We start from the raw sequence: 25,891 nt of genomic DNA on the forward strand, positions 1-25,891 counted from the left end.
AAACCAAATAAAAAAAGTCAATTACTTGTTGAAGTAATTGACTTTTTCTATTTTAGAGAAAAAAAAATTAGTTTTAAAACTTTACTTTACTTTAACATTTTTACATTTTAAATAAAAAAGCCCTACTAAAGTCATTTAGTTAGGATATTGTTATGACTTTATTTATAAGATATAAAAAAGAAAGGTTAATAATTTGAGTTTAATAGGTGATTATTTTTTATTATACCATGGTATCAGTGATATTACATTAACAATCTCTTATGGTACAGAAGAGAACAAAGAGAAAGAAGAGTACTTTGATATTGCTGCTCTTGCTCTTAGTGCTACAAGAAAAGATTATGAAAAATTTATATCTCTTGATAGTTTTAAAAAACTTATTTCAAAAATAAGTGATAAAAAAGTTAATACATTAGATGAATTGTACCAACTGCAACTATCAATAGTTAACGCAATAGAGAATGATACAAGAAACTGTAATATAGAGAAGATGCATGAAAGTTTTGAGTATCTTAAAAATGAGAACATTATTGGGCACTTTGAATATAATAAACTAATTTCACTCTTTGATCCAAAAGAGTTAGCCTCTTGTGATGATGAAATTGCCGTTGAAGACGAACTTCAAGTTGATGATAAAAAACCTTTTAAAGAGGCAAAAGCAGAGCTTGATGAACTATTATATGAGCTAAAAGAGCTTTTTATAACAGATGATTTCAAAAAAGAGCTTAATGAGACTTCAAACTATCTTTCAAATCAAAAATTCTCAATAGGTATTACTGGTGTTATGAATGCTGGTAAATCTACAATGTTAAATGCTTTAATGGGACAAGAGATACTTGGAAGTGCAGTTGTACCTGAAACAGCGAACTTAACCATTGTAAAATATGGAAAACCTGAAGCAAAAGTTTTTTACTGGAATAAAGAAGAGTGGGAAAGAATAGAACAGAGTGCAAAAGAGATTGAATCAATTAAAGAGTTTGTTGAAGAGACAAAAAGTATCTTTAAAGATGAACTAACTGAGATAATCAAAGAAGAATCCCTTACAGAAAATGTTGATGTAAATAATCTTGCAGCTTATACTTCAGCTGAAGCTAGTGGCAAAAAATGTAACTTAGTTAAATATGTTGAACTAAAATCAGAACTAAATTTTTTAAGTGATGGTATTGAGATAGTTGACACTCCAGGACTTGATGACCCAGTTATTCAAAGGGAAGAGATTACAAAAGAGTATTTAGCCCAATGCGATTTAATGCTCCATTTAATGAATGTATCTCAAAGTGCAACGTTAAAAGATGTAGAGTTTATAATTGATGCCCTACTCTATCAAAATATTACAAAACTTTTAATTGTAATAACTAGAGCAGATACAGTTTCACAACAACAACTTCAAGAGGTAATTGATTACACAAAAAGTTCAATTGAAAAACAGTTAAAAGCTCAAAATAAAGATAATAAACTAAACTATATATTAGAGCATATCAAATTTATTCCTATCTCTGGAAGAATGGCACTTTTACACAGAACTGGAAGAAGTGAAGAGGCTATAAAAGCTGGTTTTTATATTGAAAATACAGGAATTTTGGAGATTGAAGATTATCTAAATGAGACACTTTTTGGAAGCAACTCATCTAAATCTGAACTTATTATAAAAAGTGCAAAATCTCAATTGAAAAAAACTATCTCAAAAGAGCTAAAATCTTTTAACTATGAGTTAGTACTTCTATCAAAATCAAAAGATGAATTAATAGCTGACTTGGAAGAGTTTACAAAGAAAAAAGATACAAATAAAAGGATCTTTGCATCATTAAGTGAAGATATAAATCTATATAAAAATGATGCAAAAAACTACTTAGAAACTTTAGAGGCTTTTCTTTCAACAGAACTTATTGAACTTCAAAATATAATAAAACAAAGAGTCTTTAATGATGTAAAATACTCTTTTGAAAAGACAAAAAAGAGACCTGAAAGTAGCAGAATAAAAACTATTGTTGAGACTGCTATAAAAGATGGAATTATTGATATCATAAGAGATTATAGATACAAATTTATCAAAAAAAGTCAAAATATTGGAGAGATTTGTGAGCAAAAATATCAAGAACTTGGTTTTGTAATTGGGCACAAAAATGACAACTTTGATGCTAGAGGATTTTTTCAAGATGACTTTAAATCTGGATTTTTAACCTCTTCAAATGAAGTACTAATAAGTAAAATCATACATGAAGTAGAAGATAGTAAAGCAAATAAACTTCCTGAACTAGATAGAAATTTAGAAGGCTTTATAAAAGATGAATTCTCTTCAATTGAAAATACAATCAAACAAAAGGCAAAAAAAATCTCTGAATTGTTGATTGAAAACTTCTTTAATACAATTGCAGAACCACTAAAGGTTTTTGAGCATAAACTAAAAAAAGATGAAAAACTATTAGAAGATAGAATAGAGAATTTTGAAGAGAGAGAAAAGAATAAAGAAGTTGTAACAATAGATATACATAAAAAAATAAAAAGATTAGAAGCTATTGTAAAAGGACTTAAATAATGAGTATTCTAAGTAATTTTGTAAGAGAGTATAACGAAAAATTTACTCAAAAAGAGGAAATTTTTGAAGAGGGATTAGTTGGAGATATTAAAAAAGTAAGAGCAAAACTCTTAGATGATAAGTTTCTTCCATCAATTCAGTTAAGAAATATCTTAGATAAACAAATAAGAAGAGCAAGATACCCTATGGAAGTTGCAATTACAGGGCAGTTTTCATCTGGAAAATCAACTTTTTTAAATGCCTTGTTATCTAAAAACATTCTTCCAACAGGTATTACTCCTGTAACTTCAAAGGTAAACTTTATAAATTATGGGGAAGAGTATAAACTAAAAATCACTTATTACTCAGGGGCGCAAGAGTACGCACCAATTGAAGCAATTGCAGATTTTACAGATCAAAGAAAAGATGAAATGAGTGATATAAAATATCTTACATTATATGCTCCAATGGATATATTAAAAGAGATATCTTTTGTGGATACTCCAGGACTTAACTCACAATCTCAAAGTGATACAGACACCACAAGAAGAGTTTTAAGAGATGTGGGTGGAATTATCTGGCTTACTTTAATAGATAATGCAGGGAAAATGAGTGAAGCAAAGGTTTTAGAAGAGTATATGGAACACTTCAAAAACAAATCTTTATGTGTTTTAAACCAAAAGGATAAATTCTCACAAGAACAAATAGAGACAACTACAAAATATATTCAAGATAAATTTGGTAAATATTTTGCAAAAGTAGTTCCAATATCAGCTAAAATGGCATTAGAGTCAAGATCTGCCCATAGTGATATTCTAATTCACGATGAGTATGAAAAATTTATTAAAAAATTCAAAGAGGATTTAAAAAACAATGATGTTAACTCTTTAGAGTTCTTTGAAAAAGATTTTAATGAGTATAAAAACAGACTTAAAACAATTAGAGACACAGACTCATCTGGAAATACAAAACTTTTAGAAGAGTCAAATATTCAAGATGTTTTAGAGTTTATAGAAAATACCATTAGACCACAAGCTGCTGAATCAAAAGAGTATGCAATTAAAAAGGATTTAAAAGGAATCTGCGAGATTTTGATAAAAGAGTATGAAACCATCATAGCTGTATATGACTCTTTAATTGAGATTCTAAAAAATGCAGAACAAGATATTTTAGAAACCTTTGAAGATATTCATAAAACCTACTCAAAAGAGCTATTTTCTGTATATAACTCTTTAGAATCTATTATGGAAAAGATGGCACACGATACTTTTAAAAATATCAAAAGACAAAAAGCTGCTAGATTTGAAGAGAGAAAAGGTTTTCTTCATAAAGATAGTTATGAAAAAATAGAGTATGAAACCTATTGGATTGACTCAGATAATGTATATAAAAGTCTATTCTACGATGACCAAACAATAGATAAAATGTTTAAAAGAGCTATTAAAGAGTTAAAACAAGTAGAACTTGATAGCACTGAAGCCTATAGAAATGTATATAGAAATATTAAACAAAAAATCCATAGATGGCAAGAACCCTATGAGCAGATTAAGAAACATAGGGAAATCTCTTCAGATTTGGAATTCTCTTCTACTAGACACTTTGCAGCAAAAGTTTATGAAAATGTATTAAGAAGTTTTCATAGGGCAATATTAGAGAATATCTCAGCACTTAGAAAAAAATTTGCATATTTTAATGGAGCTTTATCATATTCATATATCCAAACAACACAAGCAACTATTGCACATTTTGAACAACAAATAGCTGAATCGGTATTATTGTATGAAAAAGAACCAACAAAATTTAATATCTATCACCCAAGGGAAGATGAAATTCTTACAAAATTAAAAGCAAACTTTGGATTTGAAAAAATAGAGGATTTTTTAACCTCAAAAAGAAATTATCTATTTAAGATTATTCAGTATTCAAAAAATCAATATTTAGAAATCAACCAAGATAGAATTGAATTTGTTAAATCAAAAAAACTTGAATATATTCAAAAAATTGAAGATATAAAACTAATTCAAAAAGAGATATAAAACTAAAACTTTACATATAATTTTTCCATAATTATATGTAAAGCAAAATAACATTTTTTCAATATTATATATGAAGTTTAGATTGATAATTTAAAGGAAATATAATATTACAACATCGATTGTGTCGATTATTCGCACTTGTAATTAAATTGACTCAAAGTAGTAACATAATTGTAATACTTAACATCAATTTAAAATAAATTGTGTGAAAATCCAAGTATAATTTAAAAAAAAAATGGAGATAAGATGAAAGCATCTGACTTATTTATAAAAGCGTTAGAAAATGAAGGTGTTGAATATATTTTTGGTATCCCAGGTGAAGAGAATCTGGACTTCTTAGAATCACTTAGGAATTCTAAAAAAATCAAACTTATTTTAACAAGGCACGAACAAGGTGCAGGTTTTATGGCTGCAACATATGGAAGACTTACAGGAAAAGTTGGAGTTTGTATCTCTACACTTGGACCTGGAGCTACAAACTTTGCAACTGCTGCTGCTTATGCTCAACTTGGTGGTATGCCTATGCTTATGATTACAGGGCAAAAACCAATTAAAAAATCTAAACAGGGAAGATTCCAAATCGTTGATATTGTTGGTATGATGAAACCAATGACAAAATATGCAAAACAGATTGTAAATGGAAATAACATCCCTTCAATGGTAAGAGATGCCTTTAAAATTGCTACAACAGAGAGACCAGGAGCTGTTCATTTAGAATTACCTGAAGATATTGCAGATGAAGAAGTTGATGACAATATGCATGTATATCCAGTGCACTCTTTCAAATATCCATCTGCGGATAAAGGTGCAATCTTAGAAGCTGTAAAAATGATTGAAAAAGCAACAAGACCACTTTTATTAATTGGAGCAGGTGCAAATAGAACAAGAATTGGTAATGCTTTAACTGATTTTGTTAATGAGACAGGAATTCCTTTTTTCTCTACTCAAATGGGTAAAGGTGTAATTGATGAAAATCATAAACTTTGTCTTTCAACAGCAGCATTATCAAAAGATGACTTTGTACACTGCGCAATTGAAAGAGCTGACTTAATCATCAATGTAGGACACGATGTAATTGAAAAACCACCATTTTTTATGGAAAATAGACCAGATGCAACAAAAGTTTTACATATCAATTTTTTCCCATCAGAAGTAGATGATACTTACTTCCCACAAATGGATTTAATTGGAGATATTGCTACAAGTATGCAACAAATCACAAATGCTATTTCAAAACAAGAGCATTGGGATTTTGACTATTATGTAAGAGTGGCAGATGAGATTAGAACAAGACTTTCTAAATATTTTGGTGATACAAGATTCCCAATTTTACCTCAAAGAGCTGTTAGAACAATTAGACAAACTTTAGGTGAAGAGGATATTGTTACACTTGATAATGGTGTATATAAAATCTGGTTTGCAAGAAACTATAGATGTGCAAAACCAAATACACTATTACTTGATAATGCACTTGCAACAATGGGTGCTGGTCTTCCTTCTGGAATGGCAGCAAAAATGGTAAATCCAGATAGAAAAGTTGTTTCAGTTTGTGGAGATGGTGGATTTATGATGAATTCACAAGAGTTAGAGACAGCTGTAAGACTTGGTTTAGATTTAACTGTTATAATTCTAAATGATAATGCTTATGGAATGATCAAATGGAAACAAACAGGTATGGGCTTTGATACCTTTGGTCTTGATTTACAAAATCCAGATTTTGTTAAATATGCAGAAGCTTATGGAGCAACTGGACATAGACCACAATCTTGTGAAGAGTTCGCTGAAACACTTGAAAAATGTGTAAATGGAAAAGGTGTTCATTTAATCGATTTAGCAGTTGATTATTCTTTAAATCACTCTATTTTAAATGAACTTTTAGCTAAAAAACAATGTATATTATAATAAAAAATTAATTTACTAAGGAGAAGTATATATGAGTACAACAATAGAAGTAACATCACCATATGATGATAGCGTAGTAGGAAACGTACCTTTTAGTACAATGGAAGAAGTAGAAGCAGCATTAGACCTAGCTTACGAAAAATTCCAAGATAGAAAAAATTGGTTACCTAAACATAAAAGAATTGAAGTATTAGAGAATCTTGTTAAAATTATGTCTTCTCAAGTAGAAGATCTTACAAAACTTTGTGCAAGCGAAGGTGGTAAACCTTACATGGACTCTAAAGTTGAAGCTTTAAGAGCTATCAACAGTGTTAAACTTGCAATTGAGCATTTAGGTGTTTACGAAGGTAAAGAGGTTGCTATGGGTCAAACTGCTAGTTCTGTTAACAGAATGGCTTACACTTTCAAAGAACCTATTGGTGTTGCTGTTGCTATCTCTGCTTTTAACCACCCTCTAAACCTTGCTATTGGTCAAGTTATCCCTGCTGTTGCTGTTGGGTGTCCTGTTATTATCAGACCTGCTACTCAAACTCCTATGTCTGCACTTAAAGTTGTAGAGATGTTAAAAGAAGCTGGTCTTCCTGATGGTTGGGCTCAAGGTATTGTTTGTGACAGAAAAGGTAGTGAATATTTAGCTACTTCACCTAAAACTTCTTTCTTAACATTTATTGGTTCTGCTTCTGTTGGTTGGTATTTAAGTTCTAAAGTTGCACCAGGAACAAGAGTTGCTTTAGAGCATGGTGGTGTTGCACCTGTTATTGTTGCAAAAGATGCTGATATTGAAACTATGATTCCAGATTTAGCTAAAGGTGGTTTTTACCATGCTGGTCAAGTTTGTGTTTCTGTTCAAAGGGTTTATGTTCATGAATCTATTGTTGATGAAGTTTCTTCTAAACTTGCTGCTGTTGCTTCAAAACTTGTTGTTGGAAATCAACTTGATCCTAAAACAGAAGTTGGACCACTAATTAATCATGGTGAAGTTGACAGAGTTGAGCAATGGGTTAATGAAGCAGTTGAAAAAGGTGCTAAACTTTTAGTTGGTGGGAAAAGAATCTCAGCATCTTGTTTTGAACCAACAGTATTATTAAATCCTAGTGAGGATTCTTTAGTTTCTAAAAAAGAGGTATTTGGTCCTGTTGTTTGTATCTATTCTTATTCTGACATAGATGAAGCTATTGCTAGAGCTAACTCTCTTCCTGTATCATTTCAAGCAGCTGTATTTAGTAAAAACATTGATACTTGTTTAAAATGTGTTAAACAGTTAAACGGAACAGCAGTTATGGTAAATGACCACACTGCATTTAGAGTTGACTGGATGCCATTTGGTGGTGCTAAAGAGAGTGGTATTGGAGTTGGTGGTATCTCTCATGTTATGGATGAAATGTCTAATGTTAAGATGATGGTTATCAAATCTTCTATTTTATAATATCTTAAAGGAAAGGGCTCACCCCCCTTCTCTTTTCTCTCTTCTTATTTTTTTAAACTATTCAGCCTCATGGATATATCCCATTCCATAAATATTTTTTATATATAAGTCTGGAACTTTTTTTCTTAATCTATATATTAAACTTTTAAGATGAGTAATATCAGGATTTAAATCAAAATCCTCTTCCCAAATAATATCAATAAGTTTATCAACTGTACAAATCGTTCCATTGTTATTTAAGATAGTGGCAACAAAACGAATCTCATTTTTAGTTAATTCAATTGATTTTTCTTCCCTTAACAGTTTTCTTTTATTTTTATCCCAAAACAAAGTTTCATTGATTCTTATTAGATCACTATTTTTATTTAGATTTGTATGATAGATTTGATTGCATAACTTATAAATATCTTCTAAGAAATAGTTATAATCAATAGGTTTAGTGAAAAATTGATGTATCCCTAAATTTACCAAAGGTAAAAGATACTCAAACTCATTTCTAGCAGAAAGGATTATTACTAATTGGTCTTTATTTATTTTATAAACGGAATCAACCAATTGTACTCCATCATAATTTGGCATCTTAATATCTGAAATAATCAAATCATAATATTTGTTTTTGTTTAGATAAAATTCTTTATATTTATTAAAGGCATCTAACCCATCAACAGCAGTAGTTACATTGGGAAATATATCTAAAAGTAATTCTGAAAACTCTTTTCTAAAATCTGTATCATCTTCTACAAAAAGTATATTTAAATTTTTAGTATATTTTTTTAATACTGCATAATCCATTAAAATCCTTTATACATTTATGTATTAACCAAATAGGAAAGTATATTATTCATTTTCAACATAAAAACATGAGTTTAAAAATAATTAATTATTTTGATATTTTAAGAGCACAAAAGGAACAAATTTAATCCTAATTTTCAAGGCTCTTATTATAATGCAATATTATCATTTTGTTACTTATATTAATAAATAAAGTTTCTATATAATTATTATCATAGATTCTATGTTATTATTTGACTACTATTTATAGATATACTATTGAAAAATCTAAAAGAGGGACTATGATAGATAAACAAATTCTAAAAGATCTAACTGTTCTTTATGCGGAAGATGAAGAGGCTATACAAAATGGAATCACTGAAACTCTGAATCTTTTTGAACTAAATGTAATTTGTGCAAAAAATGGTGAAGAAGGCTTATCTATATTTAAATCCTCTAATAAAAAAATTGATCTTATTTTAACAGATATTAAGATGCCAAAACTAGATGGTTTGGAGATGATTAAAAAGATAAGAGAGATTGATAAAGATATCCCAGTTATTATTACAACAGCACACCAAGAAACAACTTTTCTTATGCAATCAATTGAACTAAATATTAGTGCTTATGTTTTAAAACCAATAGATATATATAAACTTCAAGATAATTTAATTAAAGCCATTGAACCAAAAGTTTTAAAAGAGCAATTAATAGAAAAAAATAAAAAACTTCAAATTGAGATTCAAAAGAATGAAGAGAAACAAAAAGTTATGGAGATCCAATCAAGATTTGCAGCAATGGGTGAAATGATAAGTATGATAGCCCATCAATGGAGACAACCTTTAGCTTCTATAGGAACAGCCTCTTTTAACTTAAAATATAAACTTTTATCTGGGAAATTTGACCTAACTACAAAAGAGGGCAGAGAGGAACAAACTTCTTTTTTTACAAATAAACTAGATGAGATAGAGTTTTATGTTCAAAATCTAACAGCTACAATAGATGATTTTAGAGATTTTTATAAAACAGATAAAATATTTATTGATACAAATATTGAAAAACCTCTACAAAATAGTTTAAAAATAATCCAAAAAGATCTACAAGCAAATAATATAGAGGTTATTTTAAACCATAAAAGTAAAAAAAATATTAGAGTATGTGAAAATGAGATTACCCATGTATTTATAAATATATTAAAAAATGCAAAAGACAAATTTTTAGAAAAAAATGCAAATGATGCAAAAATAGAAATATCAACACAAGATTTAGATAATAGTGTAAAAATTGATATTTATGATAATGGTGGAGAGATAGAAAAAGAGAATATTGATTTTATTTTTGAACCTTATTTTTCTACAAAAAAAGAGAAAAATGGAACTGGCATTGGTCTTTATATGTCTAAAATTATAATTGAAAATAATCATAATGGGAAAATATATGTATCAAATACTAAAGGGGGTGTTTGTTTTTCTATAATCTTGGAATCTGTATGATATAATTACGAAAATTTATGGAGTAGATATTTGAGATTCCTTTTTGCTGTTTTTATCTTATTTTCAATTCTTTATGGTGACACATCTGACTTAACAAAAGAGGAAAAAACTTGGATAGAAAACAATAAAATTAGAATAGGATTATCTGAACTTTATCCCCTTACGCACATTAATAAAGATCATCAAATGGATGGATTTGTTAGTGATCTATTAAAACTAATAATTAAAAAATATGATTTGAAAACTACAGTTGTAAGTGTTAAACAAGCATCCATCCCCCTTGCAATAAAAGAGAACAAAATAGATATTGCCCCTTTAGTAGCAGGAAATAGTGTTGAAAATAACCTTGGAGTTTATTCATCGGAGATTTTACAAATAAAAAGGGTTTTATTTGTTAAAAAAGAACAAAATAAAATCAAAACTTTAGATGATTTAAAAAATAAAAAAGTTGCAATAGTTAATCAACTAGGTGCCATCCCCGATATTAAAAAAAACCAATTAGAGATAAAAGTTGAACGAACTAATAATATGAAAGAATCTGTGCAAAAGCTTCTTGCTGGTGATGTTGATGCTTTAATTGCTTCCCCAATAATCATACAAGAGTACCTTGAAGATAATCTTATAGTTGATCTAAAAGCTATCCCCTCAATTAGTTTTGAACCCTCAAAAATGTTTATCTTTACAAATAAAAAAAATCCCCTACTTCAATCAATTATAGAAAAAGGTTTAAATTCTATTTCAATAAAAGAGGAAAAAGAACTATTTGATAAATGGTTTTTAAAAGATTTAGCAACACTGCCTATAATATTTACAAAAAAAGAGATTGACTATTTAGATAAAAAATCACATATAAATTTGTGTGTTGATCCAGATTGGATGCCCTATGAAAAAATAGAAAATCACAAACATATTGGTATAGTTGCCGATTATATGAAAGATTTTGAGAAAAAAATCGGTGTTCCATTAAAATTGGTGGAGACTAAAGATTGGACTCAATCTTTAGAATATATGAAAGAGAAAAAGTGTGATGTTCTCTCTTTTGTTATGAATATTAAATCAAGACAAGGTTATATGAACTTTACAAAAGCCTATGTAAATACACCCTTAGTATTGGTTACTAAAAGAAATGTAAGTTTTATAAATGATTTGCAATCTTTAAAAGATAAAAAGATAGGTATACAAAAAAACTTTGCATATAATGAGATAATAAGACGGAAATACCCTAATCTACAAATTGTGGATGTAAATCATTTAAGGGAAGGACTTAAAAAAGTTGAAAGGGGAGAAATTTTTGGTCAAGTTACTACTCATTTAAATGTGGCATATGCTTTTCAAGAGGAGTTTTATGGAAGTTTACAAATAGCAGGTAAATTTGATGAACAATGGCATTTGTCTGTTGGAGTTAGAAAAGATGATCCGATACTATTAAATATATTTGAAAAAGTTGTTGATTCTATAAGTGATGAAACAAAACAAAGTATTATCAATAAATGGGTCTCAATCAAATATGAAAAAAGTATAGATTACAAACTATTTTGGAGTATTATCACCTTTTTATTTTTTATTCTTTTATTGATCCTTTATACATATATATTACAACGAAGATATATTAGAAAACTAACAAAAGTAAAAGAGGAGATTGAACTATTAAATAGCACCCTAGAGGAAAAAGTACAACAAAGAACCCAAGAATTAGAGCTTTCAAATAAAGAATTAAAACTAAAAACTTCTGAACTAGAATACCTTAATAATACCCTTGATATAAGAATCAAAAAAGAGATAGACAGCAGAAAAAAACAAGAACAACTTTTAATACAGCAATCAAAACTAGCAGAGATGGGTGAAATGATTAGTATGATTGCCCACCAATGGAAACAACCATTAAGTGCCTTAGGAACTATTATTCAAAATATCCATTTGAGACACTCTTTAAAAAAACTTGATGATGAATATATTGATAAACAAAGAATTTTAAGTAATGCCCTAACAGAAAAGATGTCAAAAACAATAGATGATTTTAGAAACTTTTTTAAACCAAACAAAGAGAAACAATATTTTTCAATAAAAGATGCCATAGATAAAACAATCTTTTTAATAGATGATAGTTTTAAAAGTAACAGTATAAAAATTGAATGTCAAATAGCAAATGATATAATCATTTATGGATTTGAGAGTGAACTTTCCCAAGTTCTATTAAATATACTAACAAATTCAAAAGATGCTTTTATTGAAAATAAAATCAATGAACCTAAAATAGTAATAAAAACTAAAAAAATAGAAACCCATATGAAGATTCTAGTTTCAGACAATGCAGGGGGGATTAGTAACTCTATTATAAACAAAGTGTTTGAACCTTATTTTACTACAAAAGACAGTTACAATGGCACAGGGCTTGGTTTATATATGAGTAAAATAATTATTGAACAAAATATGCAAGGCCAATTAACTGTTAAAAATAACAATCAAGGGGTTGAATTTTCTATTTATATCCCGATAAAATAAACTTATTTTCAAAAAACACTACATCTTTCAAATAGATATTTTCTGTATATTTTCCATACACTATTTAGATTTTAAAAACATAAAAATAGCTCATACGGTTACTTTTTGACTACTCTTTTCAGTAATAATAAAATTATCTAAAGTATTCATATTTTGTTTTTTGTTTATTATCTTTAACTCCGCAAGAAACAATCTAATAGAATATTTTAGATAGGACAATTTACAAAAAGTCAAATAATAAAAAGGGAAGGGAAAATTATGTTAAACAAATTAACTAACATTAAAAGAAATGTGGTAATGACTGCAATAGTTGTACTACTAGGTGTTATGTCAGTTGTTGAAACTGCTTCAGCAGCTCAACATTGGAGATTTGCAAATCTTTATGGTAGAGGTACTGCATTTGGTACACTTTATGAACAATTAGCTAAAGATATTGAAAAAAATACTAATGGTGAGGTTAAAGTTCAAGTTCTTTACTCTGGTGAAGGTGTTGGAACATCTGGATTATTAGGAGCTGCTAAATCTGGTTTAGTTACTATGATTGCACCTTTCCAACCAATGCATGCGGGAGAATTCCCAGCTGGTGTTGTAGAAGTAGGTTTACCTGGTGGTACTGCTGATACTAACAAACTTTATGATATTTTCCATAAAGAGGGTTTTGGAGATATTCTTAAAGAAGCTTATGCTTCTCAAGGTTTAGTATGGTTAGAACCTTATATTCAACCACCAGTTTACATTATCACTAAAAAACCAATTAAATCAGTTGCTGATTTCCAAGGTCTTAAAATCAGAGCTCCTGGTGCATATGGTAAATTTTTAAGAAACTTAGGTGCCTCTCCTGTTTCATTAGCTTGGAGTGAAATTTATACTAGTTTAGCTACTGGTGTTATTGATGGTTCTATTGGTTCAAATATGATTGACCACAGAGATGGAAACCATGTTGAAGTTGCTAAATATATGTATAGACTTCCTTTAGCTGGTGCTCAAGTTTTACCTATCTTAGTTAACAAAAGTGCTTGGAACAAATTAACTGATGCACAGAAAAAAGGTGTTTATGACGCTACTGTTGCACATGCAAATGCTCAGTTAACTATGTCTAAAAAATGGGAACAAGAAGCTATCGCTCAAATGGAAGCTAAAGGTTTACAATGGTCTCCTGAGCCTTCTGAAACTGACAAAAATGCTTGGGCTAAAGCTGGTGCTGGTCTTTGGGACGAATATGCTGCTAAAGATAAATACAGCAAACAATTAATTGACGTGTTAAGAAAAACACAAGACAAATAATTTACTAATTTACAAAAGGTTCAAAGAATGAATAAACAAGTAGAAGTGGTAAGTAATAAAAACTTACAAGAAAGAAAAGATAAAGCATTTGCAAGGGGACAAGGGAATGCTTATCCTGTATATATAAAAAGAGCTAAAAACTCTGAAGTTTGGGATGTTGAAGGGAATAGACTAATTGACTTTGGAACAGGTATTGCTGTATGTAATACAGGACACTCTCATCCAAAAATCATTGAAGCAGTAAAAGCTCAAATAGAAAACTTCAGCCACACTTGTTTTACAGTTACTCCATATGAAGTAGCTGTAGAATTAGCAGAAAAATTAACTAAAGTAGCTCCAGGTGAAACTGAAAAAAAAGCTATTTTTGTAACAACTGGTGCAGAAGCTGTTGAAAACTGTGTGAAAATAGCAAGAGCGCACACAGGAAGAAGAGGTATTATTGCATTTAATGGTGGTTTCCATGGAAGAACTAATATGACAATGGCTCTAACAGGTAAAACAATGCCATATAAAAAAGGATTTGGACCATTTCCAGCTGAGATTTATCACTTACCATATCCAACAAAATTTAATGGAACTAGCGTTAAAGATACATTAACTGCATTAAAAAATCTATTTAAAGTGGATATTTTACCAGAAGATGTTGCAGCAATTATCATTGAGCCAATCCAAGGGGAAGGTGGTTTTTACCAAACTCCTGTTGAACTTTTACAAGAACTTAGAAGAATTTGTGATGAACATGGAATTGTATTAGTTATTGATGAGATCCAAACTGGGTTTGCTAGAACAGGTAAAATGTTCAACATTGAATATGCTGGGATTGAACCAGATTTAATGACAATGGCTAAAGGTATTGCTGGAGGTTATCCTTTATCTGGTGTTGTTGGAAAAGCTGAAATTATGGATTCTGCTATTCCTGGTGGACTTGGTGGAACTTATGGTGGTTCACCTGTTGGTTGTGCAGCTGGATTAGCTGTATTAGAGATAATTGAAGAGGAAGATTTAGTTAATAGAGCAAATCAAATTGGGGATATATTTAATAGAAGATTAAATGAGCTTAAAGAGCAATTCCCAAATCTAATTTGTGATGTTAGAAACAAAGGGGCTATGATAGCTTTAGAGTTAATGAAAGATGGTGATTTTGAAAAACCAAATGCTGAATTAACTAAAGCTATTGTTTCAAAAGCTACTGAATATGGTTTAATTTTATTATCTTGTGGTTTTAATAGTAACGTTATTAGATTTTTACCTGCTTTAACCATTAGTGATGAAATTGTAAATGAAGGTCTTGATAAATTTCAAGAGCTTTTTGCTAACGTAGCAAGAACTTAAAAAAAAATAGCCTTAAAACCTAAGGCTATTTAACTTAATAAAAAGGGAAGGGAAAATTATGTTAAACAAATTAACTAACATTAAAAGAAATGTGGTAATGACTGCAATAGTTGTACTACTAGGTGTTATGTCAGTTGTTGAAACTGCTTCAGCAGCTCAACATTGGAGATTTGCAAATCTTTATGGTAGAGGTACTGCATTTGGTACACTTTATGAACAATTAGCTAAAGATATTGAAAAAAATACTAATGGTGAGGTTAAAGTTCAAGTTCTTTACTCTGGTGAAGGTGTTGGAACATCTGGATTATTAGGAGCTGCTAAATCTGGTTTAGTTACTATGATTGCACCTTTCCAACCAATGCATGCGGGAGAATTCCCAGCTGGTGTTGTAGAAGTAGGTTTACCTGGTGGTACTGCTGATACTAACAAACTTTATGATATTTTCCATAAAGAGGGTTTTGGAGATATTCTTAAAGAAGCTTATGCTTCTCAAGGTTTAGTATGGTTAGAACCTTATATTCAACCACCAGTTTACATTATCACTAAAAAACCAATTAAATCAGTTGCTGATTTCCAAGGTCTTAAAATCAGAGCTCCTGGTGCATATGGTAAATTTTTAAGAAACTTAGGTGCCTCTCCTGTTTCATTAGCTTGGAGTGAAATTTATACTAGTTTAGCTACTGGTGTTATTGATGGTTCTATTGGTTCAAATATGATTGACCACAGAGATGGAAACCATGTTGAAGTTGCTAAATATATGTATAGACTTCCTTTAGCTGGTGCTCAAGTTTTACCTATCTTAGTTAACAAAAGTGCTTGGAACAAATTAACTGATGCACAGAAAAAAGGTGTTTATGACGCTACTGTTGCACATGCAAATGCTCAGTTAACTATGTCTAAAAAATGGGAACAAGAAGCTATCGCTCAAATGGAAGCTAAAGGTTTACAATGGTCTCCTGAGCCTTCTGAAACTGACAAAAATGCTTGGGCTAAAGCTGGTGCTGGTCTTTGGGACGAATATGCTGCTAAAGATAAATACAGCAAACAATTAATTGACGTGTTAAGAAAAACACAAGACAAATAATTTTAAATAAGAATTATTATGTTTAAAAAAATTTTACAACTATTCTGTGTATCTGTTGATACAGTAGTAAGGAAGTTGGGTAAGGGGGTATCAATTATGGTACCCATTCTTGCTTTTGTTGTTATATATGGGACAGTAGCTAGATATTTGTTTGACGCACCTCCAATCTGGACTTTTGATACAGCGTTGTTTTTATTTGGTTATGTTGCGGCTTTAGGAGGAGCTTATGCCCAACAAAAAAGAGCTCATATTAACGTAGATATATTTTATATAAGAGTTTCTCCTAAAGTTAAAGCTACATTTAATCTTATAACATATGCATTAGGTATATTTTTTCTTATTGTTGTTTCTTATCTTTGTTATACAAAATTTACAGAAGCATATGAATTAGGTTTTAGAAGACAAACTGAATGGGCTCCTTTAATGTCGCACTTTTGGCTTATGTTTACTATCTCAAGTGCAATCTTTACAGTTCAATTAATTAGAGATTTTTTAGCAGATCTTTATTATTTAATTACTGGAACACCATTACTAGAAGAAAAGGAGCAAATAAATGGGAATTGAAACCCTTTCTATAATTTTATTAATCTGTCTTTTACTCTCCTTTGTAATAGGATCTCCTGTAGGGTTAGCACTTGGTGGTATCGCTATGTTAATTGGATATTTTTCATGGGGAGAAGGGATTTTTAATGTAATTCCAACAACAATTGAAGGGACATATTTTAGTTATATTTTATTAGCTATCCCTTTATATATTTATATGGGTCAACTATTATCACACACTGGTATTGGTGATGCAATGTTTAAAGCTAGTCAATTGATGATTGGTAAGGTTAGAGGTTCATTGGCAATCAGTGTTGTATTTATTTGTTCAATGATTGGTGCAATGGTTGGAATTATTGGTGCTGGAATTATGAGTTCTGGAACAATTGCTTTAAAACCAATGTTAGATGCTGGATATGATAGGAAATTGGCTCTTGGAACAATTATGGCTGGGGGTGCTTTAGGTATCCTTATTCCACCTAGTATTCCAATGGTTATGTACGCAGCTTCAACACATACTTCAGTTGGAAGAATGTTTATTGGTGCTTTAATGCCAGCATTATTAACTATTTCACTTATTGTAATTTACATTTTAATTAGTACAAAACTAAACCCAAAAAGGGCTCCTTTATTAAGTGAAACAATTGGTTTACCAGTTTTAAAAACAAAAGAGAAATTTAAAATTGCAATAGATGGTTTATTCTCTATTGGTTTAATTTTTGTTGTTTTAGGAAGTATCATCGCAGGTATTGCTACTCCAACAGAATCTGGTGCTTTAGGAGTTGGTGGAGCTATTATTCTTGCAATGTTCTTTAAAAGATTTAAATTTAAGATCTTTAAAAAAGCAGGTTTACAAGCGGCATCTTTAATTAGTGTTGCAATGTTGATTATTTTTGGTGCTTCATTATTTAGTAACTTCCAGTTGCTTATGGGTATTCAAGGTATGATTTCTGATTTTGCACAAGGATTAGATTTGCCACCAATGGTTATAATTATGATGTTCCAAGTTATAATGATTTTATTAGGTTTTATCCTTGATGATTATGTAATTGTATTAATGTGTGCTCCTTTATTTACACCTATTGCCGTATCTTTAGGATTTGATCCAATATGGTTTGGGGTATTAATGATTATTAATATTTTGGTTGCAGTACAAACACCACCTTATGGATTTGCACTATTTTATCTAAAAGGGATTACTCCTCCTGATGTTGGAATGGGTGAGATTTATAAATCAGTAACACCATTTATTATAATCAATTTGATTGTCTTAATTATTTGTATGATTTTCCCAGATATTGTTACTTGGTTACCAAACTTAATTATGGGATAAAGGAGTTATTTAATGTTTAAAAATATTTTAGTACCAATTCATATTGCATATTCAAAAAATCATAAAAAATTATTTGAAGGTGCATTAGAAGTATTGGATGATGATGGGAAAATGACATTGTTATTTGTAAATCAGAATAAAATCCATTCTTCAATGGCATTATATGAGGATAGTCAATCTATATATGACCATGAAGCCTTGGATAAATTAAAAGAGATTGCAAATATACACTCTTTACCTTTGGATAAAGTATCTTTTAAAATAAAAGATGGTGTTATCCATGATGAGATTCTTAATGAATCAAAAAAACTTAATGCTGATGCTATTGTAATGATGGCAACAAAACCTGGATTAGGAAGTTATTTTATTAGCAGCACTGCTGAAAGAGTTATTCGTCATGCAAAATGCTCTGTATTTGTTATTAGATTAGATAAAAATCGAAAAACAAACTAATATCAAATTAAAAAGTAAAGGATCTACCCTTTACTTATTTAACTGATTTTAGAACAAATTTATGAATAGATTCAAATATTCATAATTAAATTTACACTTTATTAAAACGTTTTATATACAACTTGATTTTACAAAAGGATAATCAAATGAAGATTCCTATATCTACTCAAAACCCAGACTTTAGTTTACAAATAGCTACACCTAAAGATGCCAATCTAATAGTATCTTTCATTAAAAAACTTGCTAAATACCAAAAAATGGAAGATCTAATCACCACTACTCCTATTCGTATGGAAAAACTTCTAAAAGAAAAATTAGGGGAAGCAATTTTTGGTATCTACCAAGGTGATATTATTGCTTTTGCATATTTTCACCAAAAGAGTTCTGCTTTTACAGGTCGAAAGGGACTTTATATTGATGCTTTTTTTGTAGATGACTGTGTAAGAGGTAAGGGTTTAGGGAAAATTATATTTCAATATCTTACAAAATATTCTCAAGATATAGGTTGTGAATATTTAGAGTGGGCTTGTTTAGATTGGAATAAACCAGCAATAAAATTTTATGAAAAATTGGGAGCAAATTGCATAGATAGTTTAAGAATCTATCGATTATCTCCAGAGGCTTTATCTTTAAATGTAAAAGAGTTTGAACAAAACTGATTAAATAATTTTAAATTAAATTTCAAAATAAGGAAAAAAATGAACACAATAGAAGTAACATCACCATATGATGATAGCGTAGTAGGAAACGTACCTTTTAGTACAATGGAAGAAGTAGAAGCAGCATTAGACCTAGCTTACGAAAAATTCCAAGATAGAAAAAATTGGTTACCTAAACATAAAAGAATTGAAGTATTAGAGAATCTTGTTAAAATTATGTCTTCTCAAGTAGAAGATCTTACAAAACTTTGTGCAAGCGAAGGTGGTAAACCTTACATGGACTCTAAAGTTGAAGCTTTAAGAGCTATCAACAGTGTTAAACTTGCAATTGAGCATTTAGGTGTTTACGAAGGTAAAGAGGTTGCTATGGGTCAAACTGCTAGTTCTGTTAACAGAATGGCTTACACTTTCAAAGAACCTATTGGTGTTGCTGTTGCTATCTCTGCTTTTAACCACCCTCTAAACCTTGCTATTGGTCAAGTTATCCCTGCTGTTGCTGTTGGGTGTCCTGTTATTATCAGACCTGCTACTCAAACTCCTATGTCTGCACTTAAAGTTGTAGAGATGTTAAAAGAAGCTGGTCTTCCTGATGGTTGGGCTCAAGGTATTGTTTGTGACAGAAAAGGTAGTGAATATTTAGCTACTTCACCTAAAACTTCTTTCTTAACATTTATTGGTTCTGCTTCTGTTGGTTGGTATTTAAGTTCTAAAGTTGCACCAGGAACAAGAGTTGCTTTAGAGCATGGTGGTGTTGCACCTGTTATTGTTGCAAAAGATGCTGATATTGAAACTATGATTCCAGATCTAGCTAAAGGTGGTTTTTACCATGCTGGTCAAGTTTGTGTTTCTGTTCAAAGGGTTTATGTTCATGAATCTATTGTTGATGAAGTTTCTTCTAAACTTGCTGCTGTTGCTTCAAAACTTGTTGTTGGAAATCAACTTGATCCTAAAACAGAAGTTGGACCACTAATTAATCATGGTGAAGTTGACAGAGTTGAGCAATGGGTTAATGAAGCAGTTGAAAAAGGTGCTAAACTTTTAGTTGGTGGGAAAAGAATCTCAGCATCTTGTTTTGAACCAACAGTATTATTAAATCCTAGTGAGGATTCTTTAGTTTCTAAAAAAGAGGTATTTGGTCCTGTTGTTTGTATCTATTCTTATTCTGACATAGATGAAGCTATTGCTAGAGCTAACTCTCTTCCTGTATCATTTCAAGCAGCTGTATTTAGTAAAAACATTGATACTTGTTTAAAATGTGTTAAACAGTTAAACGGAACAGCAGTTATGGTAAATGACCACACTGCATTTAGAGTTGACTGGATGCCATTTGGTGGTGCTAAAGAGAGTGGTATTGGAGTTGGTGGTATCTCTCATGTTATGGATGAAATGTCTAATGTTAAGATGATGGTTATCAAATCTTCTATTTTATAATATCTTAAAGGAAAGGGCTCACCCCCCTTCTCTTTTCTCTCTCTAATACTTACACTTTACTTAAGCACACTTATATCAATATTTTGGTATAAGCTTTTATTCAAAACTTTTAAAACAAATATAGGAAAATTATGAATTTACATGAGTATCAAGCAAAAAACTTATTTAGAAAATTTGATATTCCAACAACAAATGGAAAACTTCTAACACACCCTTCTCAACTAGATGATATTTTAAGAAAACTTGGTGGAGATAGATGGGTTATTAAAGCACAAGTTCATGCTGGAGGAAGGGGAAAAGCTGGGGGAGTTGTTTTAGTTGACTCAAAAGCCGAAGCAAATGAAGAGGTTAGAAGACTACTTGGAAGTAAACTTGTAACATATCAAACAACAAAAGAGGGACAACCTGTTAACTCAATCTACATAGAGCAACCTTGTGATATTATCCAACAAATATATTTAGCTTTTATTGTAGATAGAACCTCTCAAAGGATTATGATTATTACCTCAAGTGAAGGTGGAGTAGAGATTGAAGAGGTTGCACAAAACCATCCAAATAAGATTTTAAGAAATCCAATTAATCCTGTTGTTGGTATTATGCCAGCTCAGTGTAGACAGATTTGTGATGACTTAGGTTTGGATAAAACTTTAAGTGCACAAATGATTGATTTAATGCAAAAAATTTATAAAATGTTTGTAAAAAATGACCTTTCATTGGTTGAAGTAAACCCTTTGGTTGTAACAAAACAAGGGCAACTTATCTGTCTAGATGGTAAAGTTGTTGTTGATAACTCAGCTTTATACAGACAACCAAAAATAAACGAAATTAGAGATGAAACCCAAGAAGATGAAAGGGAATTAAAAGCTGAAAAACTAGATCTTAACTATGTAACCCTTGATGGAACTATTGGATGTATGGTAAATGGAGCAGGTTTAGCAATGGCAACTATGGATTTAATCAAAACCCATGGAGCAGAACCTGCAAACTTCCTTGATGTTGGTGGAAGTGTAAATGAAAAAAGAGTTATTGAGGCTTTTGAAATAATTCTCTCTGATGAGAAAGTAAAAGGTATCTTAGTAAATATCTTTGGTGGTATTGTAAGATGTGATATTATAGCTTCAGGTATTATTGCAGCAGCAGCTAAAATGGAGATAAAAGTTCCAATTGTTGTAAGACTTGAAGGAACAAATGCAAAAGAGGGCTTAGAGTTGATTAGAAATTCAGATGTATCAGTTTATGAAGAGGCAAACTTAGATAAAGCCGCACAAAAAATCATTGAACTTTCAAAAGGGGCTAACTAATGGCTATTTTAATTGATAAAAATACAAAAGTGTTAGTTCAAGGTTTAACAGGAACACAAGCTAGTTTCCATACCCAAAGAGCACTTGCATACGGAACAAATGTGGTAAGTGGTGTTGTTCCAGGCAAAAGGGGTCAAAGACACTTAGATTTGCCTATTTACAATACTGTTGAGTGTGCAAAAAGATTAACAGGAGCAAATGCTTCTATTATTTATGTTCCAGCTCCATTTTGTAAAGATGCAATTATTGAAGCTAGTGAAAATGGGATAGAGATTATTGTTTGTATAACAGAGGGTATTCCAACAATTGATATGCTTGATGTAAAAGCAGCAGTAGATTTAAATGGTTCAACGCTTATTGGTCCAAATTGTCCTGGTATTATAACACCAAATCAATGCAAAATGGGTATTATGCCTGAATCAATCCATATGCCAGGAAGCGTTGGAATAGTTTCTAGATCTGGAACTTTAACTTATGAAGCGGTTAATCAATCAACTTTGGCTGGATTTGGACAAAGTACTTGTGTTGGAATTGGTGGAGATCCTGTTCCTGGTTCAGATTTTATTGATATTCTAAGAAGATTTGAAGAGGATGATGAGACAAAAGCTATTGTTATGATTGGTGAGATTGGTGGAGCTAAAGAGGAAGCAGCAGCTGAATTTATTAAATCAAATATCACTAAACCAGTTGTATCTTATATTGCTGGAGTTACAGCTCCAAAAGGGAAAAGAATGGGACATGCTGGAGCTATTATTGATGGTGGTGGAAAAGGTACAGCCCAAGAGAAATATGCAGCTTTAGAGAGAGCTGGAGTTAGAACAGTTAGAACTATTACAGAGATTGCTCAAGCACTAAAAGAGGTACACCCATAAAAAGAGGTTTCCCCTCTTTTTAACTAACTTTCTCTTATAAAAATTATAATAACAATTAATCTTCATAATATTAAAACTAAAGTAGAATTACAAACTAATTTATGATATGGAAAAATTATGCAACTTACAGAAGAACAACTAAAAAAATTCAATCATGATGGCTTTTTAATAATTAAAAATTTCGCACCAAAAGAGTTATGCGATAAAATTTTAGAAAAAGCAAAAAAGCATCTAGAAAAGAAACAAGCTCCAATAGAGAGTGAACAAGAGTATATGAATTTAAATGAAAACAAAATCACTGTTAGAAGATTAAGACAAGTTTTTAACAGAGAAGAGATTTTCAAAGAGTGGATGACATATAAAGAGATTAGACCTATGCTAAAACAAGTTTTAGGTGATACTCCTGTTTTAACCCTTGCTCACCACAACTCTATTATGACAAAAATGCCTTTTGAAAGTACAAGAACATTCTGGCATCAAGATAGACGTTATTGGAATTTTGAAAACGATAATTTAGTTTCAGTCTGGCTTGCTTTAGGTGATGAATATTTAGAAAATGGACTATTGGAATTTATCCCAAAAACTCATAAAATGAACTTTCCAAAGGACAGATTTGACGAGGCTTCTAACTTTTTAGATGAACATGAAGAGAATAAAAAACTAATAGAAAAAAGAGTTCATCAAAATTTAGAAAAAGGTGATATTGTTTTATTTCATTGTCAAACTCTGCACCATGCAAGTAAAAACAAAACTGAAAAACCTAAAATCTCTTTTGTTTATACAGTAAAAGCACAAAACAACAAACCTATAAAAGGAACTAGAAGTGATTTTGAGGAAATAGTACTTGACTAATGACCTTTTTAAACTACTAGAAGAGAAAACAAAGCTATCAAGAAGAGTTATTGAAAATATCATAAAACTTCTTGATGAAGGGTGTACTATCCCTTTTATAGCTAGATATAGAAAAGATTTGACAAATAGTGCAACAGATGAAGAGTTGAGAGTTTTTGAAGAGATTTTTAACTACTCAAAAAAAATGATTGAAAGAAAAGAGGAGATAATTTCTCTTTTAAAGGAGAAAAACTTTTTAAATGAAAAAGTCTTAAAAAGTTTAGAAGAAGCCACAACCTTACAAGCATTGGAAGATATTTACGCACCTTTTAAAGAGAAAAAATCTTCAAGAACAACTTTTGCAATAGAGAATAATCTTGAAGGTTTGGCAAATATTATCCAATCAATGAAATACTCTAAAAATGAAGTTGAAGCAAAAGCAAAATCTTTTTTAAATGAAAATATAAAAACTATTGAAGAGGCAATCTCTAGTGCAAAAGATATTATCGCCCAAAGATATGCCGATGATTTCAAATCAAAAGAGATTGTTAGAAATCTTCTTTTAAACTGGGGGATTTTAGAGATAAAAGAAGCAAAAGAGTTTAAAAAAGATGGTTTATATGCTAACTTTGTTGGACAAAAAGAGAAGATAAAATATATAAAGTCCCATAGAGTTTTGGCAATTTTAAGAGCTGTAAATGAAAAAGAACTAAGTGTAAAAATTGATATTGATGAAGATAATATTTTAGAAAATATAAAAAAATATAAAATCCCTTCAAGTGCTAACTCTTCAAAAGAACTTGTCTTTGAAGCCTATAAAGATGGACTAAAAAGGCTTCTTCTTCCAAGTTTAAAAAGAGAGGTTTTAACTACACTTAAAGAGAGAGCTTCAAAAGAAGCAATTGAACTTTTTGGGAAAAATCTAAAAGAGCTTTTACAAACAGCACCTTTAGTAAATCAAACTATTTTAGGTCTTGATCCAGGTTACAAAACTGGTTGTAAGTTAGCAGTTATTGATAAAGATGGGCAATATTTAGATAGTGCTGTTATCTATCCAACTAAACCAAAAGAGGACATTGAAGGCTCTTCAAAAATAGTACAAGATTTAATAAAAAAACATAATATTACAGCAATTGCAATAGGAAATGGAACGGCTTCAAGGGAAAGTGCAGATTTTATAGGAGAGTTGATAGAAAAAAACTCTTTAGATGTAAAGTATGCAATTGTTAGTGAGATTGGAGCTAGCGTTTATTCTGCTTCAAAAATAGCAAGTTTGGAGTATCCAAATTTGGATGTTACAATAAGAGGGGCAATTTCAATAGCAAGTAGACTGCGAGATCCTATGGCAGCCCTTGTTAAAATAGATCCAAAATCTCTTGGAATTGGGCAATATCAACACGATGTAAATCAAAAAGAGTTGGCGCAAAAACTAGAAAATATAACAATAGATTTGGTAAATAAAGTAGGTGTTGATTTAAACTCTGCCTCTTTTAAACTACTCTCTTTTATCTCAGGGATTTCAGAAAAACTTGCAATTAATATTGTTGAACAAAGGGAAAAAAAAGGGAAGTTTTCAACTAAAGAGGAGCTTTTAAAAGTAAAAGGTATTGGAGAAAAAGCCTATGAACAAAGCGTTGGATTTTTACGTATAAAAGATGGGAAATCTATTTTTGATAATACCTCTATTCACCCAGAAGATTATGAGATAGCAAAAAAGATTAAAACCTTTGATATAAAAAATCCTAACACTTCAACCTTTGAAGAACTTTCTTCAAAGTTAGATATCTCAAATATAAAAGCAAAAGATATAATCACCGAGTTAAATAATCCAGGTTATGACGTAAGAGTAGAGTTTAACCAAGTAACCTTTTCAAGCTCTATTACAAAACTTGAGGATTTAAAAGAGGGAGATATCTTAAGTGGAATAGTTAGAAATATTACAGACTTTGGAGCTTTTGTTGATATTGGTTTAAAAAATGATGCCCTACTTCATATTTCACAAATAAGTGACAAAAGAGTCTCTCATCCAAGTGAAGTTCTAAGTATAAATCAAAATTTAGAGAGTATAAAAGTAATAGGTGTTGATTTAGAGAAACAGCGTATTAGTTTAAGTCTAAAAAACTAGA

General features: G+C 30.4%; 19 protein-coding genes. 18 read left to right on the plus strand and 1 reads right to left on the minus strand.

Annotated elements, in window-relative coordinates; all coding sequences use genetic code 11:
- The first annotated feature begins 193 nt into the window (after nucleotides 1-193).
- From AEBR_RS12880 to AEBR_RS12895, 4 genes are all read left to right on the plus strand, one after another.
- Nucleotides 194-2,533: a dynamin family protein gene (locus tag AEBR_RS12880; RefSeq protein ID WP_129088367.1), complete on the plus strand. Its 2,340-nt coding sequence runs from the start codon at nucleotides 194-196 to the stop codon at nucleotides 2,531-2,533.
- Entirely contained in the window at nucleotides 2,533-4,548 is a 2,016-nt protein-coding gene (locus AEBR_RS12885) for a dynamin family protein (protein WP_129088366.1), read from the plus strand. The genes AEBR_RS12880 and AEBR_RS12885 overlap by 1 nt, the downstream gene beginning before the upstream one ends.
- Before the next feature lie 246 nt (nucleotides 4,549-4,794).
- Complete coding sequence (locus AEBR_RS12890; RefSeq protein ID WP_129088365.1) at nucleotides 4,795-6,450, plus strand: acetolactate synthase large subunit; 1,656 nt, start codon at nucleotides 4,795-4,797, stop codon at nucleotides 6,448-6,450.
- A 31-nt stretch (nucleotides 6,451-6,481) separates the two neighbouring features.
- Nucleotides 6,482-7,876, plus strand: a complete 1,395-nt coding sequence (locus AEBR_RS12895; protein WP_172658905.1) for an aldehyde dehydrogenase family protein — start codon at nucleotides 6,482-6,484, stop codon at nucleotides 7,874-7,876.
- Between the two features lie 57 nt (nucleotides 7,877-7,933).
- Here AEBR_RS12895 and AEBR_RS12900 read toward each other — a convergent pair whose 3' ends face one another.
- Nucleotides 7,934-8,668 carry a response regulator transcription factor gene (locus AEBR_RS12900; protein WP_129088439.1) on the minus strand — a complete coding sequence of 245 codons (735 nt, stop codon included), beginning with the start codon at nucleotides 8,666-8,668 and terminating at the stop codon, nucleotides 7,934-7,936.
- 281 nt (nucleotides 8,669-8,949) lie between these two features.
- Between AEBR_RS12900 and AEBR_RS12905 the strand changes: the two genes are divergently transcribed.
- The 14 genes from AEBR_RS12905 to AEBR_RS12970 all read left to right on the plus strand — a co-directional run bounded on the left by AEBR_RS12905 (nucleotide 8,950) and on the right by AEBR_RS12970 (nucleotide 25,890).
- On the plus strand, nucleotides 8,950-10,140 hold the full coding sequence (locus AEBR_RS12905; protein ID WP_129088438.1) for an ATP-binding response regulator: 1,191 nt from the start codon (nucleotides 8,950-8,952) through the stop codon (nucleotides 10,138-10,140).
- Nucleotides 10,141-10,170: 30 nt separating this feature from the next.
- A complete protein-coding gene (locus AEBR_RS12910; RefSeq protein ID WP_129088437.1) occupies nucleotides 10,171-12,642 on the plus strand; it encodes a transporter substrate-binding domain-containing protein in 2,472 nt (823 codons plus the stop codon).
- Between the two features lie 258 nt (nucleotides 12,643-12,900).
- The gene (locus AEBR_RS12915) at nucleotides 12,901-13,926 is read left to right on the plus strand and encodes a TRAP transporter substrate-binding protein (protein WP_129088435.1); all 1,026 of its coding nucleotides are present in this window, start codon (nucleotides 12,901-12,903) and stop codon (nucleotides 13,924-13,926) included.
- Between the two features lie 27 nt (nucleotides 13,927-13,953).
- The gene (gabT, locus tag AEBR_RS12920) at nucleotides 13,954-15,258 is read left to right on the plus strand and encodes a 4-aminobutyrate--2-oxoglutarate transaminase (RefSeq protein ID WP_129088436.1); all 1,305 of its coding nucleotides are present in this window, start codon (nucleotides 13,954-13,956) and stop codon (nucleotides 15,256-15,258) included.
- A gap of 58 nt (nucleotides 15,259-15,316) precedes the next feature.
- Entirely contained in the window at nucleotides 15,317-16,342 is a 1,026-nt protein-coding gene (locus AEBR_RS12925; protein ID WP_129088435.1) for a TRAP transporter substrate-binding protein, read from the plus strand.
- A 96-nt stretch (nucleotides 16,343-16,438) separates the two neighbouring features.
- Entirely contained in the window at nucleotides 16,439-16,906 is a 468-nt protein-coding gene (locus AEBR_RS12930) for a TRAP transporter small permease subunit (RefSeq protein WP_228712214.1), read from the plus strand.
- A complete protein-coding gene (locus AEBR_RS12935; protein WP_129088433.1) occupies nucleotides 16,896-18,218 on the plus strand; it encodes a TRAP transporter large permease in 1,323 nt (440 codons plus the stop codon). Before AEBR_RS12930 ends, AEBR_RS12935 begins: the two co-directional genes overlap by 11 nt.
- Before the next feature lie 12 nt (nucleotides 18,219-18,230).
- Nucleotides 18,231-18,671 carry a universal stress protein gene (locus AEBR_RS12940; RefSeq protein ID WP_129088432.1) on the plus strand — a complete coding sequence of 147 codons (441 nt, stop codon included), beginning with the start codon at nucleotides 18,231-18,233 and terminating at the stop codon, nucleotides 18,669-18,671.
- Nucleotides 18,672-18,817: 146 nt separating this feature from the next.
- Nucleotides 18,818-19,330 carry a GNAT family N-acetyltransferase gene (locus AEBR_RS12945; protein ID WP_129088431.1) on the plus strand — a complete coding sequence of 171 codons (513 nt, stop codon included), beginning with the start codon at nucleotides 18,818-18,820 and terminating at the stop codon, nucleotides 19,328-19,330.
- A gap of 39 nt (nucleotides 19,331-19,369) precedes the next feature.
- On the plus strand, nucleotides 19,370-20,761 hold the full coding sequence (locus AEBR_RS12950) for an aldehyde dehydrogenase family protein (RefSeq protein WP_172658906.1): 1,392 nt from the start codon (nucleotides 19,370-19,372) through the stop codon (nucleotides 20,759-20,761).
- Between the two features lie 131 nt (nucleotides 20,762-20,892).
- The gene (gene sucC, locus AEBR_RS12955; RefSeq protein ID WP_129088212.1) at nucleotides 20,893-22,062 is read left to right on the plus strand and encodes an ADP-forming succinate--CoA ligase subunit beta; all 1,170 of its coding nucleotides are present in this window, start codon (nucleotides 20,893-20,895) and stop codon (nucleotides 22,060-22,062) included.
- Nucleotides 22,062-22,934, plus strand: a complete 873-nt coding sequence (gene sucD / locus AEBR_RS12960; protein ID WP_129088211.1) for a succinate--CoA ligase subunit alpha — start codon at nucleotides 22,062-22,064, stop codon at nucleotides 22,932-22,934. Before sucC ends, sucD begins: the two co-directional genes overlap by 1 nt.
- A gap of 117 nt (nucleotides 22,935-23,051) precedes the next feature.
- A complete protein-coding gene (locus AEBR_RS12965; protein ID WP_129088210.1) occupies nucleotides 23,052-23,786 on the plus strand; it encodes a phytanoyl-CoA dioxygenase family protein in 735 nt (244 codons plus the stop codon).
- Entirely contained in the window at nucleotides 23,779-25,890 is a 2,112-nt protein-coding gene (locus AEBR_RS12970) for a helix-hairpin-helix domain-containing protein (protein ID WP_129088209.1), read from the plus strand. Before AEBR_RS12965 ends, AEBR_RS12970 begins: the two co-directional genes overlap by 8 nt.
- Nucleotide 25,891: the final 1 nt, after the last annotated feature.

Source organism: Halarcobacter ebronensis (assembly GCF_013201825.1).
Classification (GTDB): domain Bacteria; phylum Campylobacterota; class Campylobacteria; order Campylobacterales; family Arcobacteraceae; genus Halarcobacter; species Halarcobacter ebronensis.

What these genes read in the sequence shown, in the direction of transcription:
- AEBR_RS12930 (WP_228712214.1), top strand. Translation starts at nt 16,439, where the DNA reads ATGGTACCCATTCTTGCTTTTGTTGTTATATATGGGACAGTAGCTAGA.
- AEBR_RS12950 (WP_172658906.1), top strand. Translation starts at nt 19,370, where the DNA reads ATGAACACAATAGAAGTAACATCACCATATGATGATAGCGTAGTAGGA.
- AEBR_RS12915 (WP_129088435.1), top strand. Translation starts at nt 12,901, where the DNA reads ATGTTAAACAAATTAACTAACATTAAAAGAAATGTGGTAATGACTGCA.
- AEBR_RS12940 (WP_129088432.1), top strand. Translation starts at nt 18,231, where the DNA reads ATGTTTAAAAATATTTTAGTACCAATTCATATTGCATATTCAAAAAAT.
- gabT (WP_129088436.1), top strand. Translation starts at nt 13,954, where the DNA reads ATGAATAAACAAGTAGAAGTGGTAAGTAATAAAAACTTACAAGAAAGA.
- AEBR_RS12945 (WP_129088431.1), top strand. Translation starts at nt 18,818, where the DNA reads ATGAAGATTCCTATATCTACTCAAAACCCAGACTTTAGTTTACAAATA.
- sucC (WP_129088212.1), top strand. Translation starts at nt 20,893, where the DNA reads ATGAATTTACATGAGTATCAAGCAAAAAACTTATTTAGAAAATTTGAT.
- AEBR_RS12885 (WP_129088366.1), top strand. Translation starts at nt 2,533, where the DNA reads ATGAGTATTCTAAGTAATTTTGTAAGAGAGTATAACGAAAAATTTACT.
- AEBR_RS12935 (WP_129088433.1), top strand. Translation starts at nt 16,896, where the DNA reads ATGGGAATTGAAACCCTTTCTATAATTTTATTAATCTGTCTTTTACTC.
- AEBR_RS12900 (WP_129088439.1), bottom strand. Translation starts at nt 8,668, where the DNA reads ATGGATTATGCAGTATTAAAAAAATATACTAAAAATTTAAATATACTT.
- AEBR_RS12890 (WP_129088365.1), top strand. Translation starts at nt 4,795, where the DNA reads ATGAAAGCATCTGACTTATTTATAAAAGCGTTAGAAAATGAAGGTGTT.
- AEBR_RS12965 (WP_129088210.1), top strand. Translation starts at nt 23,052, where the DNA reads ATGCAACTTACAGAAGAACAACTAAAAAAATTCAATCATGATGGCTTT.
- AEBR_RS12925 (WP_129088435.1), top strand. Translation starts at nt 15,317, where the DNA reads ATGTTAAACAAATTAACTAACATTAAAAGAAATGTGGTAATGACTGCA.
- AEBR_RS12895 (WP_172658905.1), top strand. Translation starts at nt 6,482, where the DNA reads ATGAGTACAACAATAGAAGTAACATCACCATATGATGATAGCGTAGTA.
- AEBR_RS12905 (WP_129088438.1), top strand. Translation starts at nt 8,950, where the DNA reads ATGATAGATAAACAAATTCTAAAAGATCTAACTGTTCTTTATGCGGAA.
- sucD (WP_129088211.1), top strand. Translation starts at nt 22,062, where the DNA reads ATGGCTATTTTAATTGATAAAAATACAAAAGTGTTAGTTCAAGGTTTA.